The sequence below is a fragment of the Enterococcus sp. OL5 genome (assembly GCF_006491895.1).
GTDB classification, from domain to species: Bacteria; Bacillota; Bacilli; order Lactobacillales; family Enterococcaceae; genus Enterococcus_D; species Enterococcus_D innesii.
Map to the genome: position 1 here is coordinate 188,803 of NZ_VHIL01000005.1, position 19,366 is coordinate 208,168.

A 19,366-nucleotide genomic window follows, 5' to 3' on the forward strand; every position below is an offset into this window, starting at 1 on the left:
TAAATTACTGATTTAAGCAATGGACGCTTTACTGAAAATGATCAGGTTTATGCGTTTCTTTCTAAGACTTTAGGAAAAGAAAAACTGTACTATGTTTACATGGCAAAAGGAAAGATTCTCTTATTGAGCATAAATTGAAATCTGCGGGTATCAATGGCTCAATTTATCATGCCTTCAATCTAGATAACTCTTTTTCAAATTTCTCGCTTGATTTTTTTTGCAGGTTTTTAAGACATAAAACTAGATCGGTCATCGATATAGATGCTTGCATTTTATAGTAACAATATATATAACGGAGTAATTTTTAGTAGCTTTGTATTTTCATTGGTAACATGCAGATTTCAATAAAAAGATCTAATCATTGAATAAATTAATGATTAGATCTAATTAATGCAAATATTATTTATTGGATGAATTAGCTTAAATCTAAGGGAGGTGGTTTAAATCTAGGTTATATACTTTTTATTACATTCCCAAATAAAGAAGATTTCCATCATTTTCTCATATATTCTGTTTTTTAGTCTTCATAGAACTACTTCACAATTAAATTTTGCTTCTTTAGTTTTTTCAAAATGCAGATCCCCATCAACAATGTTTTACTGAGCGATCCATTTTTCGTGACTAATGGAACTGGTCTGTAATATTTGTCAATTGATTGACTCTTATTCATTTAAAAATCAAGTTTTCTCCCATTTAATTCAATTATTTGTTTGTAATAAGCAAAACTTTCCTTCTTGATTCGTTTGAATGTTCCATTACCATAGTCATCGACATCGACGTAAATAAATCCATATCTTTTTGACATTTGCCGTGTGGATTCAGAAACAATATCAATACATCCCCACCACGTATATCCTAACAGCTCAACCCCGTCTTCGTTGATTGCGTCACTCATGGCTTGAACATGATCTCGAAGATATTCTTTTCGATATTCATCGTGAATTTTGCCATCTTCAGAAACAACATCCTTTTCACCTAATCCGTTTTCCACTATGAATAGAGGTTTTCTATATCGGTCGTATAAGTCAACCAGTGAAATTCTTAATCCTATAGGGTCTGTCTGCCAACCCCATTCACTTGAAGGTAGATATGGATTTTTCACGCCATTTACTGTATTTCCTGGCGCCATATCCAATCCTGTAGTATCAGCTGCCATACATGAGGTCATGTAGTAACTAAACGAAACGAAATCAACCGTTCCCTCTCTTAGAATCTTTTCGTCTTCAGGTTCTTGATTGATAACAAAGTTCTTGTTTTCGATTTCTTTCAATAAATATTTTGGATATTCACCGAACACTTGGATATCCACGTAGCGATAGATTGATCGCATTCGTTGTTGTGTGGCTAAATTATCTTCTGGTTTACAGGTATAGGGATAGAAGCATAATTTTGTCATCATACAACCGATTTGTGAGTCAGGATACATTTCTTTACAGATTTTGACTGCTTTGGCACTGGCAATCATTTGATGATGCATCGCTTGATAAATGGCTTGTTCAAAAGGCATGTCAGTAAATCGGTCTTCAATCAAACCACCACTTGTCACAGGGTGACGAAGCATCGCATCCACTTCGTTAAAAGTCAGCCAATACTTCACATACTTACCAAAACGCTCGAAACAAGTTTTAGCATATTTATCAAACAGATCAATCACTTCTCTTGAATACCAGCCACGATACTTTGTAATCAGCTCGATTGGAGGATCATAGTGGGACAACGTGACTAATGGTTCAATATCATATTTCTTTAGTTCCTTGAAGACATTCTCATAGAATTCAATGCCTTTTTCATTTGGTGTAGGATCCTCTGGATTGGTATAAATTCTGCTCCAGCAAATTGACAGGCGATAAATCTTAAAGCCCATTTCAGCAAATAAGCGAATATCCTCTTTATAATGATGATAATGGTCGATTCCTCGACGCTTAGGATAGTTTTCTTCTGGTCCAGCTACCAGAGCTTTTTCTAGTTCTTCTGTTGAGTACGCAAATTGCTTAGTGAAGTCTGCGACTCCAACTTCTCTGTAAGGAAGACAATCTTCAATGGTCATTCCTTTGCCGTCGATATTCCAAGCGCCTTCACATTGATTGGCAGCAGTTGCGCCACCCCACATAAAATTTTCCGGAAACTTTGTTTTACTCATTTTTTATCCTCCATTACTGAATAATTTCCAATAGTTTATTTGAATTCTTGATCGATCCTTGTACCTTATTTGGAATCACATCGAGAAACTGATTGGTATTTGAAATAATAATCGGTGTTACAATAGAAAATCCTTGTTGCTTAATTTTTGAAAAATTCACTTCAGCAAGGATTTCACCTTGTTTGATCTTTTGAGCCTCTTTCACCTTAATATCGAAAAATTCACCTTTAAGATTCGCAGTATCTAAGCCTATATGGATGATCAACTCTACACCATTTGTCGATTTTAGACCGATTGCATGTTTTGTCGGGTAAATGATTACAACCTCTCCATCGAAAGGAGCCACTACTTGATTATTTGTAGGTTCAATGGCTATCCCTTTCCCCATTGACCCTTTAGAAAATACATCATCATCAACTTCTTTTAGTTCTATCAACCTTCCTGTCAATGGACTATAAACACTATAATCGGTTTGATTCTTAGCCGCTTCTTGTACCTGAATCTTTTCTTCTGGCAAACCCAAAATTTGAACAAGTGTAAAAGCAATTGTGGCAGCCAAAGCCATTCCGATGCAAACAAATACAAATCCCGGTCCCATAAATACAGGCAACGATAGAATACTCGAATTCACATACGCGGTAGAAGTTCCCTTAAATGTTGCAACGAATGCGCCTGCGATCCCTCCGCCGACCATCGTAGCAATTAAAGCATTTCTAAATTTAAGTAAGACTCCATAAATCACCGGTTCTGTAATTCCAATAAAGGCGGAAATAAAGGCGGAAAATGAAATAGTTTTGATTTCCGAGTCCTTCGCCTTAAACCATGTGCCTAAGGCGGCACCAGCCATTGCCAACGTGCCCATCGTATTAATCGGTAAAATGACGTCATAACCATAACGTGAAATATTCTCTAACATAAGTGGCCCTAAAGATAAATGCATCCCTGATAAGACAACCAACGGTCTCGTTGCCCCTACAACTAATCCAGCAACGATCGGTGAAAATTCAAACAATGCCTTCACCATCGCCGCCAATCCCATGCTAATATAATTCGCTGATGGAGCGAGGAGTATCAAGGCTAAGGGGGTCATAATCAGCATTACAAACATAGGTGTGAACACGAGTCTGAGAACTTTAGGAATCAGTTGATCAATCAATGGATGGATATAACTCAATATCCAAACAGTTAAAATGATTGGTATACTACTTCCAGCATATTTAACGAACGGAACCGTCAAGCCAAATACAGCAAGTCCTGGTTCACCACTCGCTAAACCTTCTGTCATAATCGGATATAATAAGCAGCCTGCCAATGCCATAGCTAGTGGAATATTCGTTTTAAACCGTTTAGCGGCTGACCAAGCGATCAGAAACGGAAAGAAATAAAACACACAATCTGAGGATATGGTCAATAATTGCATGATTCCAGAATCCTCTTTTACATTTGTATAGGTAGTTAGAATAATAATTAATCCTTTAATCATTCCTGTCCCTGCTAATACGGGAACAACTGGCAAAAAGATTGCCGCAAGGGTCTCAAAAATTCCTTTTATATGAAAACCTTTTTTATTTCGTCCAGCTTCTTCTGAGTTAAAGCTTTTTCCAAGTCGCTCTTCCATTGTTTTGTAGACGTCTGCTACATCGTTGCCGATAATAATCTGTAGTTGATCCGTTGCATATTGAGCACCGATTACACCGTTTAGTTGTTTTATTTTTTCCAAGTCAACAAGTGACGAGTCTTTTAGATAGAAGCGCAATCTTGTGACGCAATGAAACATTTCGTCAATATTTTCTTTACCGCCGATACTCTGTAATATTTCTTCAGATAATTTATCGTAATTCTTTGACATCCTTCTCTCTCCTTTTTCACTTTGATATATTTGTCATCAAGCCGTATATCGTTCAACAAATTTACTCCGTTCTTGTTCCTCCCTAAATCACCTTGTTTTTCTTCTCGTATTAGATAGATCGGGAAAAGTTGGGCAGAAATCTTTTTTAAAGAACAAAAAAAGACCAAAACCAAACTACCAAAAGTTTAGCTTAGGTCTTGCCTCCATGATGAGTAACAATTCTAATCGCTTCTATTATCCAGTTTTCACTCTTTCAATGTGAATCGTTAAATAAAGTAAGTCATCGTCACTAATCGACGTATCACTGAATTTCTCAATGTATTTCTTAACCTTTTTAGCACACTTAAATGATTTCTTGTAACGATCCTTTACCAGTCCCAAAAGATGACGATCTTTGCTTCGACTTTCCTCAGCTTCTGAACCAAACAAGCGTTGGTAAAAAAATTTAAGGTGTGTGACCAAGCGATAGTAATCTAAAGAATCCTCGTCAAATTCGATAGCCATCTCCGACTTGATGATGGATAATATTTTTTGAACCATCTCGATCATCTGCATCGTTTCATGCATATTACTATTTAATTCTGCATTAATCAAATGCATAACAATCGTTGCTGCCTCGTCCTCAGGTAATTCTACATTGAATCTTTCATTGATTACCTTTAGTTTTTTTCTTGAAAAAGCAAACTCTTTTTTGTACATCCGTTTTGTTTCAAGTACCAGCTTATTCTGAATTAACAACCCTTCATGATAACGTCGGACGGTAAACTGCAGATGATCTGGTAGTGAGATATACAGATTATCATTAAACTCTTTTCCCAATTCTAATTTTGCATCCGCAATAATCTCTTTTGACATTTCAATAAACTCAACGGGAATCTCCAAAAAGCTTTGCTTCAGCTTGCCAATAATATCATGATCATCTTGGTAAAAAATCCGTTCTATCTTCGACGAATCAATCACATCTCCACGTTTTTTCTGGAAAGCGACCCCACTGCCCAATACCACAATGTCTTCTCCATTATCATCAATGGTCAATACAGCATTATTGTTAAGCACTCGAATAATTTCCATGTTTGACCTCCTTAGAAAACAAAAAAGACAACACCAAAAAGTAAGCTTACTTTTGGTCTTGCCTGCACAATCAGTAACAATCCTCTTAGTGTATGTTTCGAAATCGATTTCATTTGAAGCATATCATCTTTTTTGTGATTAATCAATAGCATTTTAAAAAAAGAAAAAGGAAGATTATACTTTCTGAACTGCTAGTAAGCAAAATTACTCTCTCTTCAAGCTACTAGAGACCCTCACCTTAAATTACTTGAATCTACACCAACAGCTGAGTTGACTCTTATGAGCTCTTTAAAATAAGACTATTCAAAGGCAAGCGATTCGAATTACAACAGAAAAAAATTTGGTTAGGATACATTACCTACATCCCTCTGAAAGAAGGAACGTACTATTTATCTGTATTTATTGCTGTCTGTACGAGAAAAAATTGTTGGGTGGTCTATGTCACCTAGAATGAAAGACCAATTAGTTGTGGATGCTTTTCCTCAAGCAATTGGAAAGACCAGTCTGAACCAGGGTTGATTATTCACACTAATCATGGCTCACAATAAACAAATAAGAAAATCCAATAGGTTCTAAGAAAAAAGAAGCACGCTCAAGTATAGGCCGAAAAGGATTCCCTCATGATAATGCCTTAATGGAATCTTTTTACAAAACAATAAAAAGAGAATTGACCAATGACGCTCAATTTGGAGAGTTTGATCAGGCTTAAATGGCAACAATATTTAAATAGTTTGAAACTTACTATAACACAAAACTCATGCACTCTGCATTGAGCTATCAATCTCCTAAAGCCCTTGAAAAAAATCCACTTATTCTCTTAACTAAGTGTTCGTTTTTTCTTGACAACTCATCCTCATAAATTAGATTTTGGTCTAACTTTTGGGAGTCGATACAGAATCAGAATTGATTCATCCTTCGTATTTCATTTTAAACTTTAAAAAACATATTTTATCATTCACCTCTCTTATAATCCCCAAAGTAACAGTCTCGCTTGCTCTATTTACTTTGATTGAAGCGACTATTTTAACAATTATGTTACTATCGTTACGTTCTCTCGCATCAAAATTTTTACGCTCAATATTAGATTGTCTATAATAACTATTTCTCGCTATCTTCTAGTATGTTCTAAGGAAATCATTTTTTATAAAAGCGAATTCGATCTGTATGTGCTGGTATCTGATTATAAACTGATTCCCAAACACCCTTTCGATAGACTTCATATTCTTCAAATAAAAAGGGCAAACCATTCGACTGAGCAATATCTGCGCTATCCATCAATTGAAAATGTAAATGGGGGGACGTAGAGTTACCTGAATGTCCAACATTTCCTAGTTTCTCTCCTTTTTTGATTCGATCACCAACTACTCCTTTTATTGAATTCGTTTGTAAATGTGCAAATGCCATATAGATATTATTTTGGCATTTTAAAACCAGATAATTCCCAGCAATTTTACTGAAGTCGTCATTATACTCGTTAAAAGAATTAGCATTTTTTATAGCAATTGCCGAATCCACTATCCAATGCACAACAGCACGTTCTGGAATACCATCTCTAATCGTTACGATCTCACCATCACAAGGCGCAAAAATCGGTTTCCCCCAACCATAGCATTTATCTAACGGTACTCCAAAGAAAAAATACCTAGTAAAACTAGTATTGTAAAACGGCTTTCTTGTCTTTTCCCAATCAACTTGCACAAAATCAAACGCAAATCTTAATCCCATACGATTAGTACCGTGACTAGGGATTTTCTTTACTGGTGTAGTAGGTGCTTGCCATTCCCCTCTAAGTGGAAATTCTATAATAATCGATCGGTGCTGGTCTTTTATCACCTCTGATTCCTCCTTTCAAAAATGCCTCTTCAGTCTCTTTTTGAAAAATTATTTTTTTGAAGTCCACTTTTCTTTCGGTCAAATTTTCCCAACTTCGTAGAAAGAGTGTCTTGCTTCTTTTTTTATTTCAGGAAAGAGTGAGCGATTGGAAACCTAAATGGGTTCTATTTCTTGCTAATTCAAATAAATATCTTTATTTTTTTGCCGGTGTTTTTCATTAATCTATCAACATACTGATTATTCAATCAAAAAATTTTTCTTGTATCCCCAGCATAATTTCATCTTCTGTTTTTTTATCGGTTTCGTTGGCGAAATCATAATAATGAGGCTTCTGATCGTAGTATATTTCTAATTTTAAGCAGGATTCACTTTCATCAGTAAACAAATCAATGGGAATGTCATAAGAATCTGTAGGAATAAGATAGTAAAATAGATTGGATCCACAATTTCTGCAGAATCCTCTCTCTGCCCAATCAGAGGATTTGTATCTTGTAACTGATTCCTCAGAAGTGATGGTGATGTCTTCACCGCTTCCTGCTGAAACAGAAAGAAACGGTCCGGACCCCCATTTTCGACACATGGAACAATGACAAGCACTAATCTCCGAATGAAAATCTTTGACAATGATAGAAACTTTTCCGCATAAGCAAGTGGCTTTTTTCAATGAATTTCCTCCTTTTAAACAAATTTCCTTTGTCATTTTTAAACAAATCGTTTTGCAGCAACTTTTTTCAAATTATTGATACATTTGGCTAGTTCGGCTGTATTCATTTTAGCCTTCTCTAAAGAGAGGATCAGCATATCACAGACAGAAATGATATCCTCTGACGGTTCAGGATTATTCAAAATAGCTCTTACCTCATGTTCTTCTTGATGATCGATCGAATGAAGTAAGCGCAAAATGGCTTCTAATGAATATTTTGCTGCGCGTAATATACGAATGATTTTTAATCGCTTTAGATCGTCTGCTGCATAAATGCGATACCCATTTTCACTTCGCTTTAGCGATAACAAGCCGTTCAACTCCCAGTTTCTTAACGCATCAGTTGTTACGCCTAAGTATTCAGCTGCTTCACTCCGCTTTAAAGAAATGTCTTCCTCTTCAGTCGTTCCTTTGATCATATCTTCAACGATATGAATCGCTTCATTCGCCTCATCGATTTCTTGATCAATAGCCAATCCATAATCATGGAGCAATGCTGTGGCTGAAGCAAATTCATATTTTGCCAAGGCTTTGATCAGCTCTCTCATCATTGCTCTTAAACCAGATTGGAGCACCTCGACCTGAAAAGCAACTTTTGCTGTTCTTATCAATTCAACATGATATTCATTGTAAATTCTATAGCCATTTTTCGCTCTTTGAGGCTTAGGAATCAGTTCCCATTCCTCATAGCGTCGAATCGTGTTAGGATGAAAACCCACTAGTTTTGCTACCTCAGACGTTTTATATGTTTTCATCCGTTTCTCCCCCATCGTTCAAAATAAAAAGCGTTAATTCATGAAGTGCTCTGGAACAGCTTGTATACAAAAGATTGCTTTTTGATGATAATTGTTCCTTCCTAATATCAGTCAGGATAACTTGGTCGAACTCCAAGCCTTTAGCATATTGTGGCGTCGTGACAATGATTCCTTCCGTCATGGCTGTAGACTGCTTTCCAAAACGAGTGACTTCATAAGAAGATAGGCTTTTTTCGATTTTAGCAACTTCATCCCAAGTTTGGCAAATGATGCCGCAGGTTTTATGAGCTGACGATTCAAATCTTTCTATTATTTTTGTCAGCTTTTCTTGTTTTTCCTGTTGGTGATCAATATAGTTCAACTCAACTTCTTTATTATGACGTTCAATCGGAGTAAGTGCATTATTTGCCGTAAATTGTTTAGCAAATTTAATTATTTCATAGCTGGACCGATAACTGGTATTGAATGTGACTACACGGTTGTTTGAAACAACGGTTTGTAGTCGCTCCAAAAAATTCATTTCCGATGTCAGTAAATCTTGATTGACATCTCCACAAATTGTTTTTTGGCAAGGAAACAAACGATCCAACACATAAAAGTGCAACAGCGAATAATCCTGCATTTCGTCAATAACAATATGTTTGATTTGTCGGTTGGGAAGGATTCCCTCAATGTTCATTTTGAAATAGAGATATGGAAATAGATCTGCATAATCAATCTTATTTTTGTTTTGATTAAAAGGAATCTTTTCTGACGTCAAGAAGTTCACGTACTCATTCAAGCTAGTTGTTATTTGCAACCTGCTTAGCAACTCTTTTTCTATTGCTTCGCTTATATGATTTTGGTCATTTTCAGGCACGATCTTACTTAATTGCCGTGCTAATTGCTTAGTTCTAACGAATAATGCACTTTCTGAAAGAGTAATATTTACTTTTTCCAATTCTTTTTTTGAAAATGTGTAGTGATGATCAACGATAATATCTTCGGAAAATAATCTATTATTGAGCTGTTGGATATGGTTTTTCAAAGACAAAAAGAATTTCTCAGATCTTTTATATAAAAAGGTTTTTGCCTCTTTTGACATTGGCTTTTCTATCATTTGATCTATTTCATCCTGTTTATCAGTTACTTTTAACTTTTCTTCGATCATTGGTTGGACAAGCTGGGTGATTTCAAGCTGATTTAGCTCGTCTTCTCCTAATTCAGGCAAAACAGTTGAAATGTAACTGGAGAAAACATCATTAGGTGATAGAATCAAAACATCTGAAGCCTGTAGTTCTTCTCTTTTTTGATAGAGTAAATAAGCAATTCGATGGAGTGCGATAGATGTTTTTCCGGAACCAGCAACACCTTGGATAATCAAGTTCTTGGCTTTTACATCTCTGATTACTTCGTTTTGTTCTTTTTGAATCGTGTGGATAATGGTCTTCATTTCACTTGAAGTGTTTTTACTCAGCTCATTCATCAAGAATTCATCGTTTACTGTGTCATCTGTGTCGACAACAACTCTAAGCGCTCCATTTTCAATTTCAAACTGTCGCTTTCCTTTTAAGTATCCATGAAATCTCTCCCCTAATGACTCATAGTAGGCAGAACCTAAACTAAAATCATAGTATAATGAGGAAATCGGTGCCCGCCAGTCATAGATCAGCTGCTGTCCAAATTCATCCGCAAACCCGTACCTACCAATGTAAAAATTTTCTACATCTTCGTCATCCTCAAACTGAAACTTAATTTTTGAAAAGTAAGGTGCTCCTTTTAAATACGCTAACTTTTTACTGATATTCGTTTCAAAGTTGTTACGCTTATCAATAAAACTTAAGTTTTGCTGGTGATTGTAAACTTCATATTTGTCTAATTCATTTTTATAGTCAACTGTATATTTTTTGATATCTTTATAAGCTTGTTCATTAGCATTGACAGTTCCATCAATTTGTTTTATTTTTTTCTCAATTTTTGTTATAACTTCTTTTAAATGCTCATTTTCTTTCGTATTTAACATGATAAATTCCCCTTTCTCAATGATCTTATCAAGAAAGGGTACATTGGTGGTTTAGTGTAGGGTTTGGAAATTTTAAAATAGATTGATTGTTCTTTTTCTAATTTTCTTTTAAAGTGATTCTCTCATTTTCAATCAGTAATCATACGTATCAATTTCACTAACAGCTTTTTCAAAGTCTGATTGATGTGGTAGAACTTTTTTTTCTTTTGGTGGGAATGTTTTGTCAAAATCATTTAAGATGGATTCATCTGGATACATCGCTTCTGAAAAATGAACACTGCCGCTTATGCCATCTAATGCACCTTCAAATAGAGGCAATGCCATTACGCCAGTATAAAATTTACCATCAGGCATTGATATATTATATTTCTTTGTTCCTACAAATCCATATGGATGGTAATGATACGTAAAGCCGCCAAGAATAATGGCATTAAAGCCTAGTCTTTTCGCTTCAGCAAGTGAGTGCTCAATCAGCATGCGACCAAACCCTTGCCGATGATACTCTGGCGAAATGCTTACCGGTCCGAAGGTTATAATTGGATGGACTCCGCCATCCTTATCGATCACTTTCGCTTTTGTATAAAAAATGCTGCCGATGATCTCATTGTCTAATGCAATAACGAAGGACAACTCGGGGATAAAGTCAGGATGTTTTCTAATGTTGTGAACAAGTAAATGTTCGACTGCTCCTGGGAAATATAAATTCCAAAATGCTTCTCGTGTGATTTCTTCCACTATTCTATAGTCTTTTTCTTCTTCATGTCTAATTGTAATAGTCATAATTTCCTCCAAAAGTATTTCTTTTCTTTTTTTACAAAAGATAACTGACTTAATTGTCTAATCCTCGAAATAGTAGGAGAAGGCCTAGACTATAGTCAAAGATCTTTATTTCGTTTCTATACTATCATCGTTGAACTAAAATACCACATGATAGCTCGTTTAAATACTAACCATATGAAATACATCATCTAGTTCTATTTAGGACGAACAAAACTGGTATGTCCATCTTGAACTCCTTTTTTATCGTCGTTTTTATTCTAACTGAAAGAATATCTCTAGCTCATTCTCATGGAAAAAGACATTCCCAATGTTGAGATGTGTAGAGAATGGTGAAACTTTCAGTACTCTTAAACGTGGAATTTACTTAAATAGTGTTATCCAGCTATTACCTCTTATTTAGGCAATGGGTCTTTATGACTAGCAATTCCAAATCAATTATTTTTGATTTGGAATTGCTAATAAGAAGTAAAACTAAATGATTACTATTGAGTAATTATAGGTGCACATTTACTGTCTTTTTAAATTCAACCTTGTCTACAATCTTAGACGATAGTTTTCACCAATCGTCTAAGCTATAAAAATTTGATAATTCTGCAAATACTTTTTCTATTAGCATAAAAATAGACCGTACTTTATTCGTTTTTCAACTTATTGTTCAGATACTTATGATACTCATCGGACAGACTCCATTCAATTTTTAGTAGAACAAATCATGCCTTCGCACAAAGTTTATCCAAACTATTTTTCACATATAAACAACTGGCTATAACCGATTATCCTTATTCCCATCTAAAATAGCGCACCGCAATAAAAATACCAATAATGGAAATAGCTGTTAACAATAAAACCATATAAAGCAGTCCATTTTCTTCTGGAAACGTAACCGTCTTTAATAACTTGATGCCTTGCGTCAAAGGCATAATATCCGCTACTTTCTGCAATCCCTGCGGCATGATTTCATAAGGAACTGTCGCTCCTGATAAAAAAAACATTGGAAAGAAAATTGCTGAATTTATCGCCCCGGTTGCTTTCTCACTAGGCGATAAGCTGGCAACGATCAAACCTATAGCATGAATGGAAATCATCACTAACAGATACGCTGGTATAAAGTACAGCCAGTTGCCAACGTAAGAAAATTGAAAGAAAACAACTAGCACGCCTAATAGTAACAACATCGACACGATGCTGATCGTAAAGCAAAAAAGTAAATGAGCCAAAAGTAATTGAATCGGACTAATTGGTGTCACCTGATATCTTTTCAAGATTTTTCGCTCACGGTAGGAAGATAATGCAAGAGGAAGCCCCATCACACCTGCTGAACAAATCCCTACAGTCGAAACGGACACAAAAGCTGTATTCAGCGAGTCATTACTAGAATCCATAACCCCCATAAGACAAACAATCCCAAGGGGAACAAAAATGCCAAATATAATGGAGGACATTTCTCTTATCGACAGTTTTGCTTCTGATTTATAAAGTAACCAAAATGTCTTCATCTTAATATTCCTCCCCAATAAGTGTTAGAAAGGCTTCTTCAAGTGTGTCTTTTTTGCTTTTCAATACTATTTCTTCGACTGTACCGCTTGCCACTTCTTTGCCCTCTTTTAGGACTAAAATTCGATCACATAAAGTTTCTACTTCGTCCATATAGTGTGAAGTTAGGAAAATGGTCACACCTTTTTCTTTAAGCATCAGCAAGTATCGCCAAACTTCTCTCCTTGCTTTAGGATCCAGACCCGTTGTCAGTTCGTCTAAAAAGATGATCTCCGGATTCCCCATAATCGCTAATAGGATACATAGCTTCTGTTTTTCTCCGCCGGATAATGTAGCTAAAAACGAATTTTTTTTTGCTGAAAGACCAAATTCATCCAACGTCCTCATCCAATCAATCGGTTTTTCGTACAAGGAATGAGTAATTTCACAGATTTCTTTGACCTTCAACTGATTTTGAAAAGCTGCTTCTTGAAACTGAACCCCTACATATTGAAAGAGCTTTTTTCGCTCTTTTCTTGGATCTTTGCCTAACAAGGTGATATCTGCAGAATCATATTTTTGCGTACCTAAAAGGCAATCGATCGTCGTTGATTTGCCTGCTCCATTATGACCGAGCAAGCCAAATATCGTTCCTTTCTCTACAGCAAAACTCAAATTGTCTACTGCACGTTTTTCTCCATATGTTTTGACCAGATCTTTCACTTCTATTGCATTGGTGTTTTTATCGATCATTTTATCCCTCCAATCATTTTCTAGGTTCATTCTAGCCGAAAACGATTTGAAGGTGGTCTAGTGGAGGGTTCTCAATTAGGGGAAAATCCTATCTCGACTTCCAATAAATAATACATAATAGCAATGCATCACTTAAATACTCGATTACATCCATCTGTTCTTGATCTTCCAAATAAAGAAAAACCAGTTAGGGACGCTGCCTAACTGGTTATAACTTTACTATCAGTTGTATCTTTCTATTCGATAACTTTCTGTTTAAGAACCGAATAAGAAGTTTTTCGTAAATGTTTGCAGACAATCCGAGTAGTGAAATAAGTAAAGTGAATACGACTTTTAAAACAGTGTTTTCTATCTAAAGCCTTATTTCTTCGGTTCATCCTCATCCATCTTCAGAACTGCCATGAAGGCTTCTTGCGGTACTTCGACGGAGCCAATTTGTTTCATCCGCTTCTTCCCTTCTTTTTGTTTCTCCAGAAGTTTGCGTTTCCGAGAAACGTCACCGCCATAACATTTCGCCAATACGTTCTTACGCAAGGCTTTGATGTCGGAACGGGCAACGATTTTTTGTCCGATGGCTGCTTGGATCGGTACTTCAAATTGTTGTCGTGGGATTAGTTTTTTCAGTTTTTCAACGATGGCTTTGCCGCGTTCATAGGCAAAGTCACGGTGAACGATAAAGCTTAACGCATCGACTTTTTCAGTATTCAGCAAGATGTCCATCTTCACTAGCTTGCTAGTGCGGTAACCAGACATTTCGTAATCGAGTGATGCATACCCTTTGGTGCTGGATTTTAATTTATCAAAGAAGTCAAAGACGATTTCCGATAATGGGATCTCATAAACGACGTTTACGCGATAATCATCCAAGTAATCCATCGTGACAAAGTCTCCCCGTTTTCGTTGGGACAATTCCATTACTGCACCGACGTAATCATTAGGCACCATGATTTGTGCTTTGACGTAAGGCTCTTGTACGTTGTCGATCGTGACTGGTTCAGGAAATTCTGCTGGGTTATCAACGACGACCATTGAGCCATCTGTCTTGTTGACGTGATAGATTACGGATGGTGCAGTCGTAATCAACTCAAGGTTAAATTCACGTTCTAGCCGTTCTTGCACGACATCCATGTGTAATAAGCCTAAGAAGCCGCAACGGAACCCAAATCCTAATGCTTGAGAGGTTTCTGGTTCAAATTGCAATGCTGCATCATTCAATTGTAATTTTTCCAATGCTTCTCGAAGGTCGTTGTAACGTGAGGTATCGATTGGGTACAATCCGCAATAAACCATCGGATTCATTTGACGATAACCGGCTAAGGCTTCTTCTGCTGGATTGTTGGCTAAAGTCACCGTATCCCCGACTTGGGTATCTTTAACAGTCTTGATGGCAGCAGTGATATACCCAACATCGCCCACCATCAACGCATCTCGTTGAATGGCTTTGGGTGAAAAGACGCCGACTTCTGTGACATCAAAGGTCTTGCCATTACTCATCATTTTGATCTTGTCACCTGGTTTGACCATCCCGTCCATGATGCGGACGTTTAAGACCACCCCACGATAGGAATCGTACACGGAGTCAAAGATCAACGCTTTTAACGGTGCTTCAATATCACCTGCTGGAGCTGGGACATACTCAACGATTTGTTCCAAAATGTCTTCGATCCCAATACCTGCTTTGGCACTCGCTAAAACAGCTTCACTGGCATCGATACCGATCACATCTTCGATCTCTGTTCGTACTCGCTCAGGATCGGCAGCTGGCAAGTCTATTTTATTAATGACTGGTAGGATCTCTAAATCATTGTCTAACGCCAAGTAGACGTTTGCCAATGTCTGTGCTTCGATCCCTTGAGCCGCATCAACGACGAGCACGGCGCCTTCACAAGCGGCCAAACTGCGGGAAACTTCATAGGTGAAATCGACGTGCCCTGGAGTGTCGATCAAATGGAAGATGTAAGTTTCTCCGTCTTTGGCGGTATAGTTAAGTTCCACGGCATTTAATTTGATCGTGATTCCTCGTTCACGTTCAAGATCCATGGAGTCTAATAATTGGTTTTGCATTTCCCGTGACGTCACTGTATGGGTTTGTTCCAAAATACGGTCCGCCAATGTTGATTTCCCATGGTCGATATGGGCGATAATGGAGAAATTACGAATCTTCTCCTGTCGTTTTTTCATTTCTTCTATGTTCATGGATACGTTCCTCATTTCTTTTAGTCAGCTTTTCTATTATACCAACGAAATGCCAATAGTTAAAGTATTTTTCTTAACCGTTATTTAGACATATTCATTCAGGTTTTGCTATACTAGAGCTAGCAAATAAATTGGAGTTGAAAGAATGGACAATAATTTTCATCAAAATCTACATATTCGAGCGGTGGATGAAAAAGACGTTGATCAGTTCAATGAACTGTTAAGCTACGTTTTTCAGATCACTGAATCGGATATTGAAGAAAGCGGCTATGAGAGCAAACGGGAAATGATCAAATCTAAGCGCCCGATTTTAGAACTTTCCAAGGTCTTTGGTTGGTTCAATGAAGACAAATTGATCTCGCAAATCGCCGTTTATCCTTGTGAAGTCAATATACACGGTAAATTGATTAAAATGGGCGGAGTGACCGGTGTTGGGACCTACCCTGAATATGCCGGACATGGCCTGATGAAAGACTTGATTAAGCTTGCCTTAGAAACGATGCGGGAAGATCAGCAATGGATCTCCTACCTTTATCCATACAATGTGCCCTACTATCGTCGCAAAGGCTGGGAGATTATGTCCGACAAGCTGACTTTCAAAATTCGTGATACCCAACTTCCGAAAACCAAAGAAGTCCCTGGGATCGTAGAGCGCAAAGAAGTGGATGATCCTGATGTCTTTACTGTCTACAACCAATTCTCCCGCGACAACCATGGTGCCTTGCAGCGGACCTCTTTTCACTGGGAGGAGTATTGGCGCTATGAAAATGAAGAAGAGCGCACCGCGGCTGTCTATTACAATGCCAGTGGTCATCCGACTGGTGTACTTTTTTATTGGGTAGCCGAAGAAGTCTTCCACGTAAAGGAAATGTTCTACTTGAATCAAGAAGCCCGCAATGGTCTATGGAATTTTATCTCTGCCCATTTCTCAATGGTTTATTGGGTCAAAGGAGACATTTATTCAAATGAACCCCTGTCCTTCTACTTGGATGATAGCCAAATCAAAGAAACCATCGAGCCTTATTACATGGCGCGGATCGTCGATGTTGAACAGTTTTTGACAAACTTCCCATTTGAAGCCTTCCAAACACCCTTTCACTTTGTTGTATCCGACCCAGTTGCCGATTGGAACAACGGAATCTTTGGTGTCCAATATAATCACGGGGAGATCGTAGTTTCAAGAGAAGCTATCGGAAAAGCGGTCCAGTTGGATATTCAGACATTGTCGTGTCTGTTGATGAATTACCGCCGTCCGGCTTACTTAGAGCGTGTGGAACGACTAAATACCGATTCAGAAACACTGGCATTACTGGAATCGATCATCCCTGATATGGAAGCCTATTTCAGCGATTATTTCTAAACAATGAATCAACAAAACGTACAACTATGAATGATTAAGGAGTGTTTTTGAATGAAACTATATTTTGCTGCTCCCCTGTTTGCTGCTAGTGACCTGCGCTACAACGCCGAACTTGTTGCGTCGATTCGCCAGCAGTATCCGCAGCTGGAGATTTATTTACCTCAAGAAAATGCCGCGATCAATGATAAATCCGCCTATGCGGATAGCAAAATGATCGCTTTGGCAGATACCGAAAAAGTACTGGAAAGTGATTTGATGATCGCATTACTGGATGGTTTGACCATCGATGCTGGGGTTGCCTCTGAGATCGGTGTCGCCTATGCAAAAGGCATTCCTGTTTTAGGGCTTTATACAGATAGTCGCCAACAAGGAGCCGACAATCAGCAAAAGCTGGCAGCATTACAAACCGTTGCGGAAAACCAATTCCACTATGTCAATCTTTATACGGTGGGTTTGATCAAACTAAATGGTGAGATTTATTCCTCTGAAGCAGACCTTTTAGCTGGCTTAGCCGACTATCTTTCGGAGGACAACTAAATGGGACAAACTTATCAGCGACTGCAAAAGGTATTCACTATTTTTGGTATTCTCGTGTTTTGTTTTTCTTCGTGGGAATTTTTCCGTGGGGTCTATCCGCAAACACAAGGATTGATTTTCTTAGGTCAAGCATTGCTTGGGATTTTATTGATTTTCGTCCCAGAAATGAGTAAAAAGTTCTTAAAAATCCAGCTACCAAATGCCACCGTCTACTTTTATTGGTTTTTCTTGCTGATCTCTGTATTTATGGGGACGATTCTGCATTTGATTGAAACCATTGCTTTCTGGGATAAAATTCTACATGCGGTGAGTCCTATGGTCTTGACGGCTGTTGGCTATGGATTGATCTGTCTCTTACTAAAAGAAGTCCCCGTTTCAAAAGTTTCTCCATGGTTATTTTTATTAATGGGCTTTGCTTTTGCTGGCTTATGTGGTGTTTTCTGGGAGTTTTGGGAATTCATCTGCGATTCCGTTGGTGGAATGAATCTCCAACGTTATGCAACTTTAGATGGCACACCGTTTATCGGCCGTGAAGCATTGATGGATACGATGGGCGATTTACTGACCAACACGATTGGTGCTGCTCTAATGGGCGTGATCGCTTACGTACAAGGACGAGGCAAACCTGATTACTTTGAAAGTTATCGGATTCAGAAATTATCATAGTCTACCTTTAAAAGCCGGTTGAAAAGCATCGTTTTTCAACCAGCTTTTTTCTGTTGTTCTTTTATTGATAAAGAAAAATTTATAAAAATACTTAAATGGTAGCTCTTGTTTTTGCTGATTCACTGTATACCAAGGGTTCCTATCGTGTGTAGAAACTAATAAAACGTTTACAATCTAAAAAAATTCCCTCGTTTAATCATTTTTATTTCCCCAAAAAACCTTGGTCTGTTATAATTACATTATTCATTTGACATTGCGTCAGTAAAGGAGAGGCTTATGGTCCTAACAGTGTTTTTCATTTTATGCTGCTTGATTTTTTCATCGATCACCTATGCGTTCTCTAAAGATGCCCGGAAATTTGTCCAACCTTTATCAATCAAAATTATTTTTATTGCATCAGCTATTATTGCGGTTTGGACAATGTTCTTCTCAATGGTTGCCTTTGTCGCTTGGGTGATCTAAAAACATTCTTACCAGTTGCGGCGTTTTCGCTGCATTGGTAAGAATGTTTTTTTTGGTTAGAAAAGTTTGATTTGATTCAATGGCCAAAAGCGCAGCAGCACTTTCCCTTCCATTTGATCTTCCGTTACAACTCCGAAACTGCGACTGTCCCGAGAGATCAAACGATTGTCTCCCATCACAAAATAGCTGCCTTCAGGAACCGTTACCGTGAAATCATCGGTAAAGTGTTCGGCACCAGCGGCGATTTGCTGAAACATTTCGCGATAAGAATATTCATCTTGTAATTGATCGTCCGCAAATTTTTCTTTAAAATCATCTAAATAGGGTTCTTCGTATACTTCTCCATTGATTGTTAAGACATCATCTTTCATTTCGATGGTATCACCGGGTAAACCAATCAGCCGCTTGACAGCGATTTTGCTTGGATCATCTGGTTCAACGCAGATCACGATATCTTGCCGGTCATATGAAGAAATTTTTGATGCAATCAGCCGCTGTTTATCGGCCAAAGTCGGGTCCATAGAATGGCCACTGACTTGAACAGGCGTCAGGACAAACAGACGGATGAGAACCACGGCGACGATAAAGAAAAGCAGTAACCAATTCTCTTTTAGGATTTTTACCATAGCTGCTCTTTCGCTCCTTTACTGCATCTTTTGTCATTATCAAAGCTAGTTTCTGGCATTCTGACAAAAGATATCTTCCTCAATCTTACGTGGAATTTTTACATTGAGCAAGAGAAATCATCGATTTTTAAAAAAATATGACATATCTAGTGGCCATAAA

The 19,366-nt window shown here is 37.5% G+C and carries 16 protein-coding genes and 1 pseudogene; 5 read left to right on the forward strand and 12 right to left on the reverse strand.

The window, feature by feature from the left end; all coding sequences use genetic code 11:
- Nucleotides 1–670: 670 nt before the first annotated feature.
- The 3 genes from FJU10_RS08385 to licT form a co-directional block, all read right to left on the reverse strand.
- Nucleotides 671–2,140, reverse strand: coding sequence for a glycoside hydrolase family 1 protein (locus tag FJU10_RS08385; RefSeq protein ID WP_140965647.1), 1,470 nt, complete (start codon nt 2,138–2,140; stop codon nt 671–673).
- A 13-nt stretch (nt 2,141–2,153) separates the two neighbouring features.
- A complete protein-coding gene (locus FJU10_RS08390; RefSeq protein WP_140965648.1) occupies nt 2,154–3,989 on the reverse strand; it encodes a beta-glucoside-specific PTS transporter subunit IIABC in 1,836 nt (611 codons plus the stop codon).
- Between the two features lie 234 nt (nt 3,990–4,223).
- A complete protein-coding gene (licT, locus tag FJU10_RS08395; RefSeq protein ID WP_140965649.1) occupies nt 4,224–5,060 on the reverse strand; it encodes a BglG family transcription antiterminator LicT in 837 nt (278 codons plus the stop codon).
- A 335-nt stretch (nt 5,061–5,395) separates the two neighbouring features.
- On the opposite strand from licT, the pseudogene FJU10_RS19325 reads away from it, so the two are divergent.
- Nucleotides 5,396–5,919, forward strand: a pseudogene (locus tag FJU10_RS19325) (transposase); the annotation flags it as partial.
- Between the two features lie 275 nt (nt 5,920–6,194).
- Here FJU10_RS19325 and FJU10_RS08405 read toward each other — a convergent pair.
- The 8 genes from FJU10_RS08405 to lepA all read right to left on the reverse strand — a co-directional run bounded on the left by FJU10_RS08405 (nt 6,195) and on the right by lepA (nt 15,555).
- On the reverse strand, nt 6,195–6,893 hold the full coding sequence (locus FJU10_RS08405; RefSeq protein ID WP_396203788.1) for a M23 family metallopeptidase: 699 nt from the start codon (nt 6,891–6,893) through the stop codon (nt 6,195–6,197).
- Nucleotides 6,894–7,134: 241 nt separating this feature from the next.
- A complete protein-coding gene (locus FJU10_RS08410; protein WP_170924096.1) occupies nt 7,135–7,557 on the reverse strand; it encodes a GFA family protein in 423 nt (140 codons plus the stop codon).
- A gap of 38 nt (nt 7,558–7,595) precedes the next feature.
- Nucleotides 7,596–8,351: a MerR family transcriptional regulator gene (locus FJU10_RS08415; protein WP_140965650.1), complete on the reverse strand. Its 756-nt coding sequence runs from the start codon at nt 8,349–8,351 to the stop codon at nt 7,596–7,598.
- Entirely contained in the window at nt 8,338–10,353 is a 2,016-nt protein-coding gene (locus tag FJU10_RS08420; protein WP_140965651.1) for a HelD family protein, read from the reverse strand. Before FJU10_RS08420 ends, FJU10_RS08415 begins: the two co-directional genes overlap by 14 nt.
- 132 nt (nt 10,354–10,485) lie before the next feature.
- On the reverse strand, nt 10,486–11,133 hold the full coding sequence (locus FJU10_RS08425; RefSeq protein WP_140965652.1) for a GNAT family N-acetyltransferase: 648 nt from the start codon (nt 11,131–11,133) through the stop codon (nt 10,486–10,488).
- A gap of 779 nt (nt 11,134–11,912) precedes the next feature.
- A complete protein-coding gene (locus tag FJU10_RS08430) occupies nt 11,913–12,629 on the reverse strand; it encodes an ABC transporter permease (protein ID WP_140965653.1) in 717 nt (238 codons plus the stop codon).
- 1 nt (nt 12,630) lies between these two features.
- Nucleotides 12,631–13,359, reverse strand: a complete 729-nt coding sequence (locus FJU10_RS08435) for an ABC transporter ATP-binding protein (RefSeq protein WP_140965654.1) — start codon at nt 13,357–13,359, stop codon at nt 12,631–12,633.
- A 360-nt stretch (nt 13,360–13,719) separates the two neighbouring features.
- On the reverse strand, nt 13,720–15,555 hold the full coding sequence (lepA, locus tag FJU10_RS08440) for a translation elongation factor 4 (protein WP_074535928.1): 1,836 nt from the start codon (nt 15,553–15,555) through the stop codon (nt 13,720–13,722).
- Nucleotides 15,556–15,700: 145 nt separating this feature from the next.
- On the opposite strand from lepA, the gene eis reads away from it, so the two are divergent.
- The 4 genes from eis to FJU10_RS08460 all read left to right on the forward strand — a co-directional run bounded on the left by eis (nt 15,701) and on the right by FJU10_RS08460 (nt 18,580).
- Nucleotides 15,701–16,915: an enhanced intracellular survival protein Eis gene (eis, locus tag FJU10_RS08445; protein ID WP_140965655.1), complete on the forward strand. Its 1,215-nt coding sequence runs from the start codon at nt 15,701–15,703 to the stop codon at nt 16,913–16,915.
- Nucleotides 16,916–16,966: 51 nt separating this feature from the next.
- On the forward strand, nt 16,967–17,452 hold the full coding sequence (locus FJU10_RS08450) for a nucleoside 2-deoxyribosyltransferase (RefSeq protein ID WP_140965656.1): 486 nt from the start codon (nt 16,967–16,969) through the stop codon (nt 17,450–17,452).
- The gene (locus FJU10_RS08455; RefSeq protein WP_140965657.1) at nt 17,453–18,118 is read left to right on the forward strand and encodes a hypothetical protein; all 666 of its coding nucleotides are present in this window, start codon (nt 17,453–17,455) and stop codon (nt 18,116–18,118) included.
- Between the two features lie 276 nt (nt 18,119–18,394).
- Nucleotides 18,395–18,580 (forward strand): hypothetical protein, encoded by a 186-nt coding sequence (locus tag FJU10_RS08460; protein ID WP_005226019.1) that lies wholly within the window; start codon nt 18,395–18,397, stop codon nt 18,578–18,580.
- A gap of 56 nt (nt 18,581–18,636) precedes the next feature.
- Here the strand turns inward: FJU10_RS08460 and lepB are convergent, their stop codons facing one another.
- A complete protein-coding gene (gene lepB / locus FJU10_RS08465; RefSeq protein ID WP_008380056.1) occupies nt 18,637–19,206 on the reverse strand; it encodes a signal peptidase I in 570 nt (189 codons plus the stop codon).
- Nucleotides 19,207–19,366 lie beyond the last annotated feature (160 nt).

What these genes read in the sequence shown, in the direction of transcription:
- FJU10_RS08450 (WP_140965656.1), top strand. Translation starts at nt 16,967, where the DNA reads ATGAAACTATATTTTGCTGCTCCCCTGTTTGCTGCTAGTGACCTGCGC.
- FJU10_RS08420 (WP_140965651.1), bottom strand. Translation starts at nt 10,353, where the DNA reads ATGTTAAATACGAAAGAAAATGAGCATTTAAAAGAAGTTATAACAAAA.
- licT (WP_140965649.1), bottom strand. Translation starts at nt 5,060, where the DNA reads ATGGAAATTATTCGAGTGCTTAACAATAATGCTGTATTGACCATTGAT.
- lepA (WP_074535928.1), bottom strand. Translation starts at nt 15,555, where the DNA reads ATGAACATAGAAGAAATGAAAAAACGACAGGAGAAGATTCGTAATTTC.
- FJU10_RS08430 (WP_140965653.1), bottom strand. Translation starts at nt 12,629, where the DNA reads ATGAAGACATTTTGGTTACTTTATAAATCAGAAGCAAAACTGTCGATA.
- FJU10_RS08460 (WP_005226019.1), top strand. Translation starts at nt 18,395, where the DNA reads ATGGTCCTAACAGTGTTTTTCATTTTATGCTGCTTGATTTTTTCATCG.
- FJU10_RS08435 (WP_140965654.1), bottom strand. Translation starts at nt 13,359, where the DNA reads ATGATCGATAAAAACACCAATGCAATAGAAGTGAAAGATCTGGTCAAA.
- FJU10_RS08385 (WP_140965647.1), bottom strand. Translation starts at nt 2,140, where the DNA reads ATGAGTAAAACAAAGTTTCCGGAAAATTTTATGTGGGGTGGCGCAACT.
- eis (WP_140965655.1), top strand. Translation starts at nt 15,701, where the DNA reads ATGGACAATAATTTTCATCAAAATCTACATATTCGAGCGGTGGATGAA.
- FJU10_RS08425 (WP_140965652.1), bottom strand. Translation starts at nt 11,133, where the DNA reads ATGACTATTACAATTAGACATGAAGAAGAAAAAGACTATAGAATAGTG.
- FJU10_RS08390 (WP_140965648.1), bottom strand. Translation starts at nt 3,989, where the DNA reads ATGTCAAAGAATTACGATAAATTATCTGAAGAAATATTACAGAGTATC.
- FJU10_RS08455 (WP_140965657.1), top strand. Translation starts at nt 17,453, where the DNA reads ATGGGACAAACTTATCAGCGACTGCAAAAGGTATTCACTATTTTTGGT.
- FJU10_RS08415 (WP_140965650.1), bottom strand. Translation starts at nt 8,351, where the DNA reads ATGAAAACATATAAAACGTCTGAGGTAGCAAAACTAGTGGGTTTTCAT.
- lepB (WP_008380056.1), bottom strand. Translation starts at nt 19,206, where the DNA reads ATGGTAAAAATCCTAAAAGAGAATTGGTTACTGCTTTTCTTTATCGTC.